General features: G+C 70.3%; 10 protein-coding genes and 1 riboswitch. Of the genes, 4 read left to right on the top strand and 6 right to left on the bottom strand.

Annotated elements, in window-relative coordinates; translation table 11 throughout:
• Positions 1-168 precede the first annotated feature (168 nt).
• Genes metH through RAH40_RS13445 form a run of 6 tightly spaced genes read right to left on the bottom strand, consistent with a single transcriptional unit; the run spans position 169 to position 9,282 of the window.
• Positions 169-3,600, bottom strand: coding sequence for a methionine synthase (gene metH, locus RAH40_RS13470; RefSeq protein WP_306598065.1), 3,432 nt, complete (start codon positions 3,598-3,600; stop codon positions 169-171).
• Positions 3,597-3,896, bottom strand: coding sequence for a 2Fe-2S iron-sulfur cluster-binding protein (locus RAH40_RS13465; protein WP_306598064.1), 300 nt, complete (start codon positions 3,894-3,896; stop codon positions 3,597-3,599). The genes metH and RAH40_RS13465 overlap by 4 nt, the downstream gene beginning before the upstream one ends.
• Positions 3,889-5,733, bottom strand: a complete 1,845-nt coding sequence (locus tag RAH40_RS13460) for a bifunctional homocysteine S-methyltransferase/methylenetetrahydrofolate reductase (protein WP_306598063.1) — start codon at positions 5,731-5,733, stop codon at positions 3,889-3,891. The genes RAH40_RS13465 and RAH40_RS13460 overlap by 8 nt, the downstream gene beginning before the upstream one ends.
• Positions 5,730-7,082, bottom strand: coding sequence for an aspartate kinase (locus tag RAH40_RS13455; RefSeq protein ID WP_306598062.1), 1,353 nt, complete (start codon positions 7,080-7,082; stop codon positions 5,730-5,732). The genes RAH40_RS13460 and RAH40_RS13455 overlap by 4 nt, the downstream gene beginning before the upstream one ends.
• A complete protein-coding gene (locus RAH40_RS13450; protein ID WP_306598061.1) occupies positions 7,079-7,993 on the bottom strand; it encodes an alpha/beta fold hydrolase in 915 nt (304 codons plus the stop codon). Before RAH40_RS13450 ends, RAH40_RS13455 begins: the two co-directional genes overlap by 4 nt.
• On the bottom strand, positions 7,990-9,282 hold the full coding sequence (locus RAH40_RS13445; RefSeq protein WP_306598060.1) for an O-acetylhomoserine aminocarboxypropyltransferase/cysteine synthase family protein: 1,293 nt from the start codon (positions 9,280-9,282) through the stop codon (positions 7,990-7,992). The genes RAH40_RS13450 and RAH40_RS13445 overlap by 4 nt, the downstream gene beginning before the upstream one ends.
• 184 nt (positions 9,283-9,466) lie before the next feature.
• Positions 9,467-9,577: riboswitch (SAM riboswitch) on the bottom strand.
• 83 nt (positions 9,578-9,660) lie between these two features.
• On the opposite strand from RAH40_RS13445, the gene RAH40_RS13440 reads away from it, so the two are divergent.
• From RAH40_RS13440 to RAH40_RS13425, 4 genes are all read left to right on the top strand, one after another.
• Complete coding sequence (locus tag RAH40_RS13440; protein WP_306598059.1) at positions 9,661-11,412, top strand: DNA repair protein RecN; 1,752 nt, start codon at positions 9,661-9,663, stop codon at positions 11,410-11,412.
• A 129-nt stretch (positions 11,413-11,541) separates the two neighbouring features.
• Entirely contained in the window at positions 11,542-12,783 is a 1,242-nt protein-coding gene (locus RAH40_RS13435; RefSeq protein WP_306598058.1) for an ATP-binding protein, read from the top strand.
• 488 nt (positions 12,784-13,271) lie between these two features.
• Positions 13,272-14,387, top strand: coding sequence for an isocitrate/isopropylmalate dehydrogenase family protein (locus tag RAH40_RS13430; protein ID WP_306598057.1), 1,116 nt, complete (start codon positions 13,272-13,274; stop codon positions 14,385-14,387).
• Positions 14,388-14,389: 2 nt separating this feature from the next.
• Positions 14,390-15,277: a hydroxymethylglutaryl-CoA lyase gene (locus RAH40_RS13425; RefSeq protein WP_306598056.1), complete on the top strand. Its 888-nt coding sequence runs from the start codon at positions 14,390-14,392 to the stop codon at positions 15,275-15,277.
• The last annotated feature ends 1 nt before the right edge of the window (position 15,278 follow it).

Genomic DNA, 15,278 nt, shown 5'->3' with positions numbered 1-15,278 from the left:
AAAAGAATGGTGGAGTCAGGTACTTACATCCCCGCCACCGGGAAGGTGGAGGATCTGAAAATTTCCTGCCCGCCCCGCCTGAAGCGGAGCGACCTGGATGACCCTGCCCGTTTCCACGTGCGTCTCGTTGAATGGCTCATGCAGCAGAAGTGACGCGGTTCCGTTTTTTTACACGGAGAAGTACCGGGCCTGGGGGTGCCAGGCGATCAGGGCCGAGGTGGTGTACTCCGGGTCCATCTGGAACTGGTCCGTGATCGAGACGCCGATGCGGGAGCCGTCCAGGAGGTCCAGGAGGGTGGCGTTGCCCTCCAGGTCCGGGCATGCCGGGTAGCCGAAGGAGTAGCGGGAGCCCTGGTAGCCCTGGCTGAAGAGCTGGCGCAGCTGGGCCGCGTCCTTCCCGTGGATGCCCAGCTCCCGGCGGACGCGGGCGTGGAGGTGCTCGGCGAAGGCCTCGGTGAGCTCCGTGGCCAGGCCATGGAAGAGGAAGTAGTCGGCGTACTGGTCGGAACGGTAGAGCTCCGAGGCCAGCTCCGCGGCCCGGTTCCCCAGGGTGACCACCTGGAGCGCCAGCACGTCGAAGCGGCCCGAGGCCTCCGGCTCGAAGAAGTCGGCCACGCAGAGGCGCCGGCCCGCGTCCTGCCGGGGCAGGGCGAGGGTGGTCAGGAGGGTCTTCCGGTCCGGCGCGTAGACCCGCAGCGCGTCGCCCCGGGCCTGGACCGGCAGGTAGCCGTAGCGGGCCCTGGGCTCGAGCAGGCCCTCCTCGAGGATCCGGCTCTTCCAGGCCGCCAGGAGGGGCTCGGCCTTCTCCTTCAGCACGGCCTCGAAGGCCGCGTCGGTGAGCCTGCCCTGGGTGAAGGACCACCGGTTGCGGATCACCACGAACGTATCCAGGAAGGCGAAGAGGTCGTCCAGGCTGACCTCGGGCTGGCGCACGCCCCAGAAGGGGGGCTCGGGGACCGGGAGGTTCCGCTTCACCCAGGAGCTCTGGCCGGCGGGGGTGAGCTCCACCTGGGCCGCGCCCCGGTGGAGGACCGTGATGCCGGGCGTTCCCGGCGGGGCCGCCGCGGGCGGGGCCGTCCCGGCCCCGCTGGTGAGGCGGTCCATGTGGCGCAGCCCCTCGAAGGCGTCCTCGGCGTAGAGCACCTGGCCCCCGTAGACGCTCTGGCACTGCTCGGCCACGAAGTCCCGGGTGAGGGCGGCGCCCCCGAGGATCACCGGGATGTCCAGGCCCTTCCCGGCCATGAAGATCAGGTTCTCCCGCATGATCGTGGTGGACTTCACCAGCAGTCCCGAGAGGCCGATGGCGTCGGCGGGGTAGCCCTCCAGGGCGGCCAGGATCGCCTCCACGGGCTGCTTGATGCCCAGGTTGACCACCTCGTAGCCGTTGTTGGAGAGGATGATCTCCACCAGGTTCTTGCCGATGTCGTGCACGTCGCCTTTCACCGTGGCCAGGATGACCTTGCCCTTGGTGACCGAGGCCTCCTTGGGGATGTGGGGCTCGATGCGCTTGACGGCGGTCTTCATGGCCTCGGCGCTCTCCAGCACGAAGGGCAGCTGCATCTCGCCCGCCCCGAACCGCTCGCCCACGACCCGCATGGCGTCCAGGAGGATCCGGTTGATGATGTCCAGGGGGGGGATCGTCATCAGGGCCTCGTCCACGTCCTCGAGGATCAGGCGCTTCTCCCCGCCCAGGATGTCCCGCTTCAGCCGCTCCTCCACGGGCAGGTTCCGGTCCGAGGGGCCCGCGCCGGGGGCGGCCTTGCCGTCGCCGAACAGGGCCATGACGGTCTTCAGGGGATCGTAGCCCTCCCGCCGCCGGTCGAAGATCAGGTCCTCGGCCGCCGCGCGCTGCTCCGGGTCGATCTCGGCCACGGGGATGACCTTGGCCGAGTTGAAGATGGCCAGGTCCAGCCCGGCCTTCACGGCGTGGTAGAGCATGAGGGCGTTGACGACGTGGCGGACGCCGGGGGCCAGGCCGAAGCTGATGTTGCTGACCCCCAGCATCGTGAGCACCCCGTGGTGCCGGGCCTTGATGAGCCGGATGGCCTCCAGCGTCTCCAGGGCGGAGCGGCGGAATTCCTCGTCCCCGCTGCCCAGGGTGAAGGTCAGGGGATCGATGATCAGGTCGGAGGGGTTGAAGCCGTACTCGCCCACCGCCAGGTCGTAGAGCCGGGTGGCGATGGCGGCCTTGGCCTGGGCCGTCTTGGCCATGCCCTTCTCGTCGATGGTCAGGCCCACCACGGCGGCGCCGTAGGTGCGGCAGAGGTCCAGCACCTTCCGGGCCTTCTCCTCGCCGTCCTCGAAGTTGATGGAGTTGACCACGCACTTGCCGGGGGCGGTCTGGAGGGCCTTCTCGATGACCGGCACCTCCGTGGAGTCGATCATGAGGGGCAGGAGGACCTGGCCCACGGCCTTCTTCAGGAAGGCCTCCATGTCCGCGGACTCGTCCCGGCCCACATAGGCCACGCACACGTCCAGCATGTGGGAGCCCTCCCGCTGCTGGTCCCGTGCGATGTCCACGAGGCCGTCGACGTCCTCCTTTGCAAGCAGGTCACGGAACTTCTTGGATCCGTTGGCGTTGGTGCGCTCGCCCACGATCAGGGGGCGGGGCTCCTGGCGCAGGGGGACGCTCTGGTAGAGGCTCGAGACGGCGCGGTCCAGGACCGGCGTGCGGTGGGTGACGCCCGAGGTGCCCAGCTGGGCCCGGAGGGCGCGGATGTGGTCGGGGGTGGTGCCGCAGCAGCCGCCGACGATGTTCAGGTTGAACTCCTTGGCCAGATGGGCGACCTTCCCGGCGAAGGCCTCGGGCTCCAGGGGATACACCAGGGCCCCGTCCCGGTTCACCGGCAGGCCCGCGTTGGGCAGGCAGCTGATGCGGCAGGGGGACTGCTCCACCAGGGCCTGCAGGGGGGCGTGCATCTCGTCCGGGCCGGTGCCGCAGTTGAGGCCGATCACGTCCACGCCCAGCATCTCGATGCTGGTGATCACGGCCTGGATCTCGGTGCCCAGGAGCAGGGTGCCCGTGGTCTCCACCGTGGCCTGGACCCACAGGGGGCATTCCCGCCCCAGCCGGGCCATGGCGTCCTTGGCGGCGCGCACCGCCAGCTTGATCTGGCCCAGGTCCTGGCTGGTCTCGATGAGGATGCTGTCCACCCCGCCCAGGAGCAGGCCCCGCATCTGGGCCAGGTAGCTGGCGTACAGGGCCCCGTAGGTGATGTGGCCCAGGGTGATGAGCTTGGTGCCGGGGCCCACGGAGCCCACCACGTAGCGGCGCCGGTCGTAGGACCTGGCCACCTCCAGGGCGAGCCGCGCGGCGGCGATGTTGAGCTCCTCGGCCCGTTCGGGGATGCCGAATTCGGCGAGCACCACCTCGTTGGCGCCGAAGGTGTTGGTCTCCACCGCGTCGGCGCCGGCGTCCAGGTAGGCGGCGTGGATGTCCCGGATCCACTCCGGGCGCCTTTCGCACAGCAGCTCCATGCAGCCTTCGAGGGCCGGGCCGCCGAAGTCGTCCACCGTGGGCTTGCGCGCCATGATCTGGGTGCCCATGCCCCCGTCCAGCAGGAGGGTGCGTTCGAGGAGAAGCGAGGAAAGGGAAGTCACGCGTCCACCCCCAGGTATTCGATGACCACGTCTCCCGCCACGGAGAACTGGCAGGCCAGCCTCTGGCCGGCAGGGGCCTCCATGCTCCGCAGGAAGTCCCGCTCCTCGGGACCCATGGCCGAGCAGTGCTCGAGCCCGGCCAGGATCCGCACCCGGCAGGTGCCGCAGGACCCGCTCCGGCAGCCGAAGGTGATGTCGGCCCCCGCGGCGTCGGCGATGGCCTGCAGGGCCGTGCCCGCCGGCGCCTCCACCAGCAGGTCCTCGGGAAGGAAGCGCACCCGCGCCAGCTCACTCATGGTCCACTCCCGCTTCCAGCAAGGTCTCCAGCAGCTCGACCTGCCCCAGGGGGGCCGAGAGCTGCAGGCCGCGCACCACGGGGCGCACCTTGGCGATGATCTCCCGGGCGATGTCCAGGCCCTCCTTGAGCTGGTCCTCGGCGGACTGCCACCGGGCCATGCGCTTGAGGAGGATGTCCGGCAGGGTCACGCCGGGCACCTCGTTGGCCATGAACTCGGCGTTGCGCAGGCTCTTCAGGGGCCAGATGCCCGCGATGACCGGGATGCCGAGGGGCTCGGCGAACTCCAGGAAGCGGAACAGCGCGTCGGCGTCGAAGACCGGCTGGGTGATGGCCCATTCGGCGCCCGCGTCCACCTTGTACCGGAACCGGGACTGCTCCCTGTCCACGTCCACGGCCACGGGGTTGGCCCCCACGCCGATGCTGAACCGCGTGGGCACGCCGATGTTGCTGCCGCCCAGGTCCAGGCCCGAATTCAGGCAGCGCAGGATGTTCACCAGGCCGATGGCGTCCACGTCGAAGACCGCCGTGGCGTTGGGGTAGGGCCCGAGCTTCGGGGGATCGCCCGTGATGGCCAGCACGTTCTGGACGCCCAGCCCCGCGGCGCCCAGGAGGTCGCTCTGGATGCCCAGGAGGTTCCGGTCCCGGCAGGCGAAGTGCATGAGGGCCTCCATGCCCACCCGCTGCTGGATGATCACGGCGGTGGCCAGGGCCGACATGCGGGCCATGGCCCGGGGGCCGTCCGGGACGTTGATGGCGTCCACGCCCCGGTCCCGGCAGAAGGCGGCCTTCTCCACCAGCTTGTCGGCGCTGATGCCCTTGGGGGGGACCAGCTCGACGGTCACCACGAATTCGCCGTCGGCGATCTTCCGGCTGAACGCGCTGCGCTCGGCCTGGGGCACCGGGTAGTGGGTGGCCTCGGTGGGGGGGCGCTCGGTGGCGCCCTCCACGAAGGCCTTCTCCTGGCGCAGGGCGCCCCGCATGGAGCGGGTGTGCCCGGGCGTCGTGCCCGCGCAGCCGCCCACGGCCCGGACCCCCAGCTGGAAGGCCTGGCGCGCGAACTCGCCCAGGTACTCGGGGCTGGCCATGTACAGGAGGCGCCCGTCGACCATGCGGGGAAGGCCGGCGCTGGGCTGGAGGATGAGGGGACAGTCCGTCACGGCCCGGAACCGCTTGAGCAGGTCCAGGAGGGGGGCCGGGCCGCTGCCGCCGTTGACGCCCACGAGGTCGGCGCCCCACTCGGCCAGCTTGGCGATGTACCACTCCGGCTCCGTGCCGTAGAGGGTCTGGCCCTCGTCGTTGGGGGTCATCTGGGCCACCACGGGCAGGGAGCAGATCTCCTTGATGGCCAGGATGGCCTGGTGGATCTCGTTGAGATCCGCGAAGCTCTCCAGAACGAAGAGGTCCACGCCGCCCTCGATGAGGGCCCGGGCCTGTTCCGCGAAGAAGCCCCTCGCCTCCTCGAAGGAGGTTGGGCCCCAGGGCTCGATGCGCACCCCCAGGGGGCCGATGCACCCGGCCACCCAGCCGGGATCCTCGTCGCCCAGGGCCGCGCGCGCCAGGAGGGCCCCCTTGAGGTTGATGTCCCGCAGGTTTTCGGCGAGGCCGTAGCCCTGCAGCTTCAGGCGGTTGGCCGCCCAGGTGTTGGTGGTGACCACCTGGGCCCCCGCGGCGCGGAACTCCTGGTGGATCGCCCCCACCAGCTCCGGGGAGGCCAGGTTGGCCTCGTCGAAGGACCGGTTGATGTAGACGCCGCGCTCGTAGAGCACGGTGGGCGTGGAACCGTCGAAGAGGAAGCATTGCCCGGAATTCAGGGCTTCGGTGAAGGTCTGGGTCATCCGCCGCTCCTGGGTGCAGACTCTATGCAATGCGCATGCAGCCTGGGAATCAACAGGGAAAGCCGGTGGTCCGGCACCAGGAAGGCCAGGGAGACCCCGGTGTCCCCGGCCAGGATGGCCGCCACCGGTTCATCCACCAGGGGCCCCAGGAGGCTGAGGGCGCGCCCCGGCGCCTCCCGCAGGCCCTCGCCCACCAGCGCCACCGCCGCCCAGCCCCGCTGGACGGAGAGGCCGGAGGCCGCCAGGTCCCGGAGGACGGCTTCGGAATCGGCCGTCTCCCCCTTGGCGACCAGGAGGCCCCCGTCGGGGGTGGCCAGCAGTCCGTAGAGGGAGGCCCCGGCCTCCAGCAGCCGGGTGGAGGCCTGGAAGAGCAGCTCGGAGTCCTGGGCGGGGGGGACCCGCAGGCAGGAGACCCCCTCCTTGTACGCCACCGAGGTGATCTCCCCGGGTCGGCGCGCCGGGGCCTCGGAGCGGATCTCGGTGCGGCTGCCCGTGGGGCGGTGCGTGTTGGCCACCACCAGGCCGAAGCCCGCGCGGCTCACCGGCGCCAGGGCGTCGGCATGGAGCACCTTGGCCCCGAAGGCCGACAGGGCCGCGGCCTCCCGGAGGCTCATGACCGGGATGGGCCGGGCCTCGGGCACCAGGCTGGGGTCGGCGCTGAGCACGCCGTCCACGTCCGTCCAGATCTGCACCTCGGAAGCGCCCAGGGCCTCGCCCAGCAGGGTGGCGCTGGTGTCGGAGCCGCCCCGGCCCAGGGTCGTGGTGGACCCGTCCGGGGCCGTGCCCAGGAAGCCCTGGGTGACCCACAGGGCGCCCTTGGCCAGGCCCTCCCGCCAGGGCCCGGCGGCCTCCCGGATGCGCTCGAGGTCGGGCCGGGCCCTGCCGTGGCGGGCGTCGGTGCGAAGCGCCTCCCGCACGTCCCGGAACGTGGCCGGCAGGCCCCGGCGCCCCAGCAGGGTCTCCAGGAGCCGCGCCGACAGGGTCTCGCCCAGGGCGAGGGCGGCGTCGCGGGAACGGGGGGAGGCCTCCCACAGGAGGCCCATGCCCTGCAGCAGGCCCGCCAGGGACTGGAACAGGGGCTCCCAGTGGGGGCGGACCGCCTCGTCCACGCCCAGCGCCCGGGCCGTGGCCCAGTGCCGGGCCTCCAGGGCGATGCGGGCCGCGCCCGCGGCCTCCAGGTCCCCCTTGGCCGAGGCGTTGATGGCCTTCAGGATCAGGTCCGTGGTGCCCGACAGGGCCGAGACCACCACGAGGCCCCCCTGGGGGAGCTCCTGGCCGATGATCGTCGCCGCCAGTTCCAGGGCCTCCCGGGTTCCGACGCTGGTTCCTCCGAACTTGAGAACTTTCAAGGCAGTACCTCCTTCAGCCAGGCTTTCACCTGGTCCCACTCGATGAGGAAGGCATCGTGCCCGTGGGGGCTCCGCACCCAGCGGGCCTCCCCCAGGCGCTCCGCCTTCCGGGCGGCTTCGATGAGTTCAATCAGGCAGGCCTGGGAGAAGAGCATGTCCCCCTCCAGGCCCAGGACGTGGAGCGTGGCGCCCATGCGCGCCAGGACCTCGGGCAGGCTGCCCCGGCCCCGGGTGAGGTCGTGGTTGTCCATGGCGTCCAGGAGGGCCACGTAGGCCGCCCGGGTGAACCGCGCCGCCAGGGCCCTGCCATGGAAAGCCAGCCATTCCTGCAGCTCGCTTGGAGCGGTGAAGCGCCCAGCCAGACCCGCGGGGCTCCGGAAGGTGAGCATGGCGACGCGCCGCGCCAGGGCGATGGCCTCGTCGTCGCCCAGGGAGGGGCTGGCCAGGATCGCGCGCTGGGCCTCGTTGGAGCCCCAGAGCCACGCGTCGGAGCGGCCCCCGCAGCCGATGACGCCCACGGCCTTGAAGCGCCCGGGCTCCAGGACGGCCAGCTCCAGCGCCACCATGCCCCCCAGGGATCCCCCCAGGAGGGCGTCGAAGGACAGGTCCCCGGCGCGGATCCACTGGGCCAGCACCTCGGCCTGGTACCGGGTGGACCAGCCGCCCCGGGGTTCCGGCCCTTCGGCGCCGTAGCAGCTCCCGGCGAGGTTGGGCGTCCACACGGTGGCCTCGGATGCCGCCAGGGGCGCGCCCGGCTCGAACATGGGCCCCCACCAGCCCTTCACCCCCGGCGCGTCGGCGGCGTCGGGGCCCCCGGTGAGCGCGTGGAGGAGCAGGACCCTGGCCGGCCCGTGCCCGGTGACGCGGAAGGCGGTGCGCACGCCCTCCGGGGAGAGGAAGGCCTGGGTCAAGCGTCCCCCCCGCACAGGGCCTGGTTCAGGTCCGCCTTCAGGTCGTCGATGTTCTCGAGGCCGATGGAGAGCCGGATGAGGTCGTCCGTGACGCCGTTGGTGGCGCGGTCCTCGGCGCTGAGCTGCTGGTGGGTCGTGGTGGCCGGGTGGATGATGAGGCTCTTGGCGTCGCCCACGTTGGCCAGGCGGGAGAAGAGCTCCACCGCGTTGATGACCTTGGCCCCGGCGGCCAGCCCCCCCTTCACGCCGAACGTGAGGATGCCGCCGAAGCCCGCGCCCTCCCGGAAGTAGCGCCGGGCCAGGGCGTGGCTCGGATGGCCGGGGAGGCCCGGGTAGTTGACCCAGGCCACCTGGGGGTGGGCCTCCAGCCACTGGGCGATGGCCAGGGCGTTGCTGCCGTGGCGGTCCATGCGGATGGGGAGGGTCTCGATGCCCTGGAGCAGAAGGAAGGCGTTGAAGGGCGACAGCGCGGGGCCGAAGTCCCGAAGGCCCTCCAGGCGGGCCTTGGCCGCGAAGGCCGCCGGACCCGCAACCTGGGTGAGGACGGCCCCGTGGTAGGAGGGGTTGGGCTGGGTGAACTCCGGGAACCTGCCGTTGGCCCAGTCGAAGTTGCCCCCGTCGACCAGCACGCCGCCGAGGCTCGTGCCGTGGCCCCCGAGGTACTTCGTCGCGCTGTGCACCACCAGGTTCGCGCCATGCTTCAGGGGCTGGCAGATCCAGGGGGAGGCCAGGGTGTTGTCCACGATGAGGGGCACCCCCGCCTCCTGGGCCACCGCCGCCAGGGCGTCGAAGTGGGGCACGTCCAGCTTGGGGTTGCCCAGCGCCTCCAGGTAGATGGCCTTGGTCTCCGGGCGCAGGGCCTTGCGGAAGGCGTCAGGGTCGGTACTGTCCACGAAGGTGACCGTGATGCCCAGGCGCTTGAAGCTCTGGCTGAAGAGGGTGTGGGTGCCCCCGTAGAGGTTGGTGCCGGCGATGAGGTGGTCCCCGGCCTGGGCCAGGGTCACCACCGCGAGGGTGATGGCGGCCTGGCCGGAGGCCGTGGCCACCGCCGCCACGCCGCCCTCCAGCTGGGCCACGCGCTTTTCCAGCACGTCCACCGTGGGGTTCCCGATGCGGGTGTAGATGTTGCCCGGCTCCTCCAGGCTGAACAGGCGCGCCCCGTGCTCCGTGGAGTCGAAGACGTAGCTGGTGGTCTGGTAGATGGGCACCGCGCGGCTGCGGGTGTCCCGGTCCGGGCTGTGCCCCCCGTGGAGGGCGATGGTCTCGAAGTGGGGCTGGTTCTGGCTCACGTTCGGCTCCAGGTGGATCTTCCCCCGCCCGCCGCGGGGGGGGAATGCTTGGGTCCTTGTCTCCCCGCTAGGGGCCTCCGGACAGGTCGAGGGAGCCTTCGGTTCCTCGCGAGCTTCACATGGACGGAGAGGGGCCCGAATAATTCGGGCCCCTCTCCGTCTGTGTCTTGGCAGTCACATCAGTTCGGTATCTATCCGGCTCGACGCATGCGTCCACCGGCAGGAATTGGCACCTTGCTCATCGCAGGTTGCCAAGGTTTCACAGGGCCCGTCCCTCCACCTTTCGTGATAGCTCACTATGGAACTGACAAAGAACTCAGAACCATCATGATGCGTGTTCGCTGCCCAGGAGTCAAGGCCTCAGGGTAGGCTGAAGCCATGCTCTCTTCGCTCCGCATCCAGAACCTGGCCCTGGTGGAAGACCTCGCCCTGGACTTCCAGGCCGGCTTCACCGTCCTCACCGGCGAGACCGGGGCCGGCAAGTCCCTCCTGGTGGACGCCCTCTCCCTGCTGGTGGGGGCCCGGGGCGACGGCGACATGGTGCGCCAGGGCACGGCCCGGGCCGTGGCCGAGACCGTGGTGGACGGCGCCTTCGAGGCCTGGCGGGCCTTCCTCGCCGACCGGGGCCTCCCCGAGGAGCAGCCCGTGGTGCTGCGCCGGGAGGTGGCCGCCAACGGCCGCAGCCGCGCCTGGATCAACGGCGGCGCCTGCAGCCTGACCGACCTGCGCGAGGCCGGGCGCATCTGGATGCGCCTCACCAGCCAGCACGACCACCAGTCCCTCCTGGCCGAGGAACGCCACCTGGGCCTCCTGGACGAGGTGCTGGGCATCAGCGCCGACCTGGCCGCCCAGGCGGGCGACGTGCGGGACGCCCAGGCCCGCCTGGCGGCCCGGAAGAAGAGCGAAAGCCAGCGCGCCGAGCGCCTGGAGTGGCTGGCCGAGCAGATCGCCGACCTGGAGAAACTGGCCCCCCGGGCCGGGGAGTGGGTGCAGCTGCGCAGCGAGCGCGAACCCCTGCGCCACGCCGTCCACCTGGAGTCCGCCTTCCGCGAGGGCGCCGAGGCCCTGCGCGACGCCCTGCGCCTGGTGGAGGACGCCCACCGCGCCCAGGCCCGCGCCGCCTCGATCCTGCCCGCCGCCCAGGTGGAAGTGGACCGCACCCGCTCGGCCCTGCTGGAGCTGGAGGACCTCCAGGCCCTGGCCCAGGACCAGGCCATCCGCTGGTCCCGGGAGGGCGTGGACCGCATCGAGGCCCTGGAGACCCGCCTAGCCCAGTTCGAGAAGCTGGCCCGGCGCCACCGCTGCGAGCCCGAGGAGCTCGCGGGCCGCCTGGAGGCGCTCCGCCGCGAGCAGGACGAACTGAACAACCACAGCTCCAGCCTGAGGGAACTCGAAGGCGGCCTGGCGAAGGCCTGCGAGGCCTACCGCGCCGCCGCCGAGGTCCTCCACGCCCACAGGGCCGGCCTCGTCCAGCCCCTGGAAAAGGACGTGCACCAGCGCCTGGGCCGCCTGGGGATGAACGGCTGCCGAATCCAGCTGCGCCTGGCCGTCGCCGAGGAACCCTCGAGCCCGGTCCTCCTGGCGGGCCTGCCCGTGAGGGTCTCCCCCCAGGGCTTCTCCACCGTGGCCATCTGGATCGAGCCCAACGTGGGCGAGGGCTTCCGCCCCCTGGCCAAGATCGCCTCGGGCGGCGAGCTGAGCCGCCTCATGCTGGCCATGCAGGGCGCCGGCATGGCGCTCGGCGCCGGCAGCCGGGACCCCCTGGTCCTGGTGCTGGACGAGGTGGACGCCGGCATCGGCGGCGAGACCGCCATCGCCGTGGGCGCCGCCGTGCGCGAGCTGGGCCGGAGCCACCAGGTGCTGGCCGTGACCCACCTGGCCCAGGTGGCCGCCCGCGCCGAGCACCACGGCCAGCTGCGCAAGGAAGTGAACGAGGGCCGCACCCGCAGCGGCCTCACCTGGCTCGCGGGCGACGCCCGGGTGCGGGAACTGGCCCGGCTCCTGTCCGGCCACCCCGACCGCCCCGAGGCCGTGGCCCACGCACGGATCCTGCTGGAGGGGGCCGTGGCCACCCCGCTGCTGGAGGTGGACGGCGCGGCCCCGGTGGAGGGGAAGCGGAAGCGGCGGTGAAAGGCTGCCGGCGCCTGGCGTTGTTTACCAAGAACAGGAATGGCGATACTTGAGTTCAATTTACGGGAAAATAATAAATTCATCCGTTTAACAGATTGAAATTATGCCACCAGATGGCATATTTTTATCATGTTCGATCGCACCCTTTCCCCACGCGTGGCCGAAGCGCTGCTCGACACCCCCGTGGTCCTCCTTTTGGGGGCCCGGCAGGTGGGGAAGAGCACCCTGGCCAAGGCCCTCCTGGCCCACCAGGCCCAAGGCCGCTACCTGACCCTGGACGACCCGGCCGTACGCCGGGCCGCAGAAGTGGATCCGGTCGGCTTTGTCGCCCAGCAACGGGGCCTGACGGTACTGGACGAAATCCAGCTTGCCCCCCAGCTCTTCCGGACCATCAAGGCCGAGGTGGATGCAGAACGCAAACCGGGCCGCTTCCTGCTCACCGGCTCTGCGAACGTCCTCGTCCTCCCCCAGGTTTCCGAATCCCTGGCGGGGCGAATGGAAGTGATTACGCTGGATGGGCTTTCCCAATACGAGGTGGCGGGTTCCGGCGGCAATCTGGTGGACCGCCTCTTCTCGGACAGGCCCCTGGAACCGCAGAATCTGGACCTGGACCGGGAAGCCCTCATCGGCGCGATTCTCGCCGGGGGGTTTCCGGAAGCCCGCGAACGGGAGCCCGGGCGTAGGCGCAGCCAATGGTTCGAAAGCTATGTCCAGACTCTGCTGCAGAGGGATATCCGGGACCTGTCACGGATCGAGGGACTGACCCAGCTGCCCCGGATCCTGGAACTCCTTTCCGTGCGTTCGGCCAGCCTCCTCAACATGGCCGAGCTTTCGAGGTCCCTGGGCATCCCCCTCAACACCCTGAAGCGCTACCTGGCCCTCCTGGAGGCGGTCTTCCTGCTCGCCACGGTTCCGGCCTGGAGCAGCAACCTGGGCAAGCGGCTGGTGAAGGCGCCGAAGCTCATGCTTCGCGACACCGGCCTTCTCGCCCACATGATGGGGGCCGATGCCGGGCGGCTGGCCCGCGATCCGGACCTCCTGGGGGGCCCCCTGGAGACCTTCGTGGCGGGTGAACTGCGTAAGCTGCTGGGATGGGCTGAGTGCAGGGCAAGGCTGTTCCACTACCGGACCCTGCCGGGCGCGGAGGTGGACCTGCTCCTGGAGCACGCCGACGGCCGGGTCCTGGGTGTCGAGGTGAAGGCCAGCGGGGCCCTTCAGGCCAAGGACTTCAGGGGGCTGAAAGGCCTGGCCGGCTCGCTGGGCGAGGCCTTCCACGGAGGGATCGTCCTGTACACCGGCCGGGAAGTCCTTCCTTTCGGTCCGAAGCTCCATGCGGTGCCGGTTTCGGCCCTGTGGCAAGGACTGGCTTGAAGCCTTCAGAAATCTCCGCGGTCCCCCACCTGCGGGGCCAGCGGAAGATCGTGGTGGGCCAGGACCCCGCGGGCCTGCCCAGGCGAATCCCCGTCACGGCCGCGGGACTGCGGATCCGGGCCGAGGCACGGCAAGGGCCCGCCATTTGCCTGCGAGCGCTCACGGCGGGTCGAAGCCCGGAATCTCGGCATCAGCGACTTGAGGCAAGCTGCTTTACATAAAGCGTGTAGGTCACACAAAGGCTTGTCACTTTGTAAAGAAAACTCCCCGGGCTGGGCAGATTTCGCGTCCCCGGCTCCGGATCCTCCGGGCCACGTCTAATAATTAAATTAATTTGGCTTAAAGCCATTCGATCCAGCACCCGGACCCTCGTGGACCCAGCATTTCCCTTGATTTGGGACCCCCGTCACAGCATCCGCCGCCAATAGGCGGATGCTGGTTTGGTAGCATTTTTGTTCACGACGGAAATCCTGACTCGGAGGTATCAAATGACCTACAAGATCGCGTGGCTCCCCGGTGACGGCGTGGGCGTCGAAGTCATGGAAGCGACCCGCATCTGCCTGGACGCCCTCAAGTTCGACGCGACCTACACCCACGGCGACATCGGCTGGGAATTCTGGTGCAAGGAGGGCGAGTCCTTCCCCCAGCGCACCATCGACCTGCTGGGCAGCTCGGACGCCGCCATGTTCGGCGCCATCACGTCCAAGCCCGCCAAGGACGCCGAGCGGGAGCTGATCCCCGAGCTCCAGGGCAAGGGCCTGGTGTACCGCAGCCCCATCGTGCGCATGCGCCAGATGTTCGACCTCTACACCTGCCTGCGCCCCTGCAAGGCCTACCCCGGCAACCCCCTGAACTTCAAGGAGGGCATCGACCTGGTGGTGTTCCGCGAGAACACCGAGGGCCTCTACTCCGGCGTGGAGTTCAGCCCCGTTCCCGCCGAGATCTCCAACGCCCTCAAGCACAACTCCAAGCCCTTCGGCCATTTCGCGGAGCTGGCCCCCGAGGACTACGCCATCACCTGCAAGATCAACACGCGCAAGGGCTGTGAACGCATCATCCGCGCGGCCTTCGAGTATGCCAAGAAGTTCGGCTACCCCAAGGTCACGGCCATCCACAAGGCCAACGTCGTGCGCGCCACCGAGGGCATGTTCCTGGAGATCGCCAAGCAGGTGGCCAAGGACTACCCCGGCATCCAGATGGACGACGCCAACGTCGACGCCATCTGCATGTGGCTCCTGAAGAACCCCAAGAGCTACGGCGTCATGGTGGCCACCAACCTCTTCGGCGACATCATCAGCGACCTCAGCGCCCAGCTGGTGGGCGGCCTGGGCTTCGGCTGCTCGGGGAACATGGGCCAGAAGCTGGCCGTCTTCGAGCCCAGCCACGGCTCCGCGCCCAAGTACGCGGGCCAGTACAAGGTCAACCCCATCGCCACCATCCTGGCCGCCAAGATGATGCTGGACTGGCTGGGCGAGACCGCCATGGGCTCCCGCCTGGAGGCCGCCACCGCCGCCGTCATCGCCGAGGGCAAGGTCCGCACCTACGACATGGGCGGCACCTCCACCACGCTGGAGATGGGCGAAGCCATCGCCCGGAAGCTGTAGCCATGGCCATCGTCATCCACGAGGTCGGCCCGCGCGACGGGCTCCAGGTCGAGCGCCAGGTGGTGCCCACCGAGGTCAAGGAGGGCTGGATCCGCGCCCTCATGGGCTCGGGCGTGGACATCGTCCAGGTGGGCTCGTTCGTGCACCCCGAGAAGGTCCCCCAGATGGCCGACACGGACGAGCTGTTCCGGCGCCTCTCCGGCGCCAAGGGCGCCCTGCTCTCCGGCCTCGTGCTCAACGAGAAGGGCCTGGAGCGCGGCGACGCCTGCGGCGTGGGGATGTTCTGCATGGGGGTCTCGGCCTCCGAGACCCACTCCCGCAAGAACACCGGAATGGGCAGCCTGGAGGCCCAGGCGCGCATCATCGCCATGGGGCGCGCCGCCCTGGCCGCCGGCAAGAAGGTGCAGGTGAGCGTCCAGAGCGCTTTCGGGTGCGGCTTCGAAGGGAAGATCCCCGACGAGCGCGTTCTGGAGATCGTCCGCGCCTACGTGGATGCCGGGCTCGTGAACATCAGCCTGGCCGACACGGCGGGCCACGCCCACCCGGAGCAGGTCAAGCGCCTGTTCGGCCAGATCCTCGCCCTGGGGCCCATCCAGGCCACGGGGCACTTCCACGACACCTACGGCCTGGGCATGGCCAACGTCTACGCCGCCATGGAGGCCGGGGTGCAGGTCTTCGAGACCAGCTTCGCGGGCCTCGGGGGCTGCCCCTTCACGAAGGTGGCCGCCGGCAACGTGGCCACCGAGGACCTGGTGCACGGCCTGAACCGCGTGGGCCAGCGCCGGGACATCGACGTGCCCCGGCTCGTGGAGATCGCCAAGGACGTCGCGGCCTTCTTCGGCCGCGAAATGACCGGCCGCGTGCACCGCACCGGCCCGCTGGGATACTGAC

This window comes from Geothrix sp. 21YS21S-2, assembly GCF_030846775.1.
Classification (GTDB): domain Bacteria; phylum Acidobacteriota; class Holophagae; order Holophagales; family Holophagaceae; genus Mesoterricola.
This window is presented reverse-complemented; position numbering and strand designations above follow the sequence as displayed.

Excerpts from the sequence above, each read along its gene's own strand:
- RAH40_RS13430 (WP_306598057.1), top strand. The coding sequence starts at position 13,272 with ATGACCTACAAGATCGCGTGGCTCCCCGGTGACGGCGTGGGCGTCGAA.
- RAH40_RS13460 (WP_306598063.1), bottom strand. The coding sequence starts at position 5,733 with ATGACCCAGACCTTCACCGAAGCCCTGAATTCCGGGCAATGCTTCCTC.
- RAH40_RS13425 (WP_306598056.1), top strand. The coding sequence starts at position 14,390 with ATGGCCATCGTCATCCACGAGGTCGGCCCGCGCGACGGGCTCCAGGTC.
- RAH40_RS13465 (WP_306598064.1), bottom strand. The coding sequence starts at position 3,896 with ATGAGTGAGCTGGCGCGGGTGCGCTTCCTTCCCGAGGACCTGCTGGTG.
- RAH40_RS13435 (WP_306598058.1), top strand. The coding sequence starts at position 11,542 with ATGTTCGATCGCACCCTTTCCCCACGCGTGGCCGAAGCGCTGCTCGAC.
- RAH40_RS13440 (WP_306598059.1), top strand. The coding sequence starts at position 9,661 with ATGCTCTCTTCGCTCCGCATCCAGAACCTGGCCCTGGTGGAAGACCTC.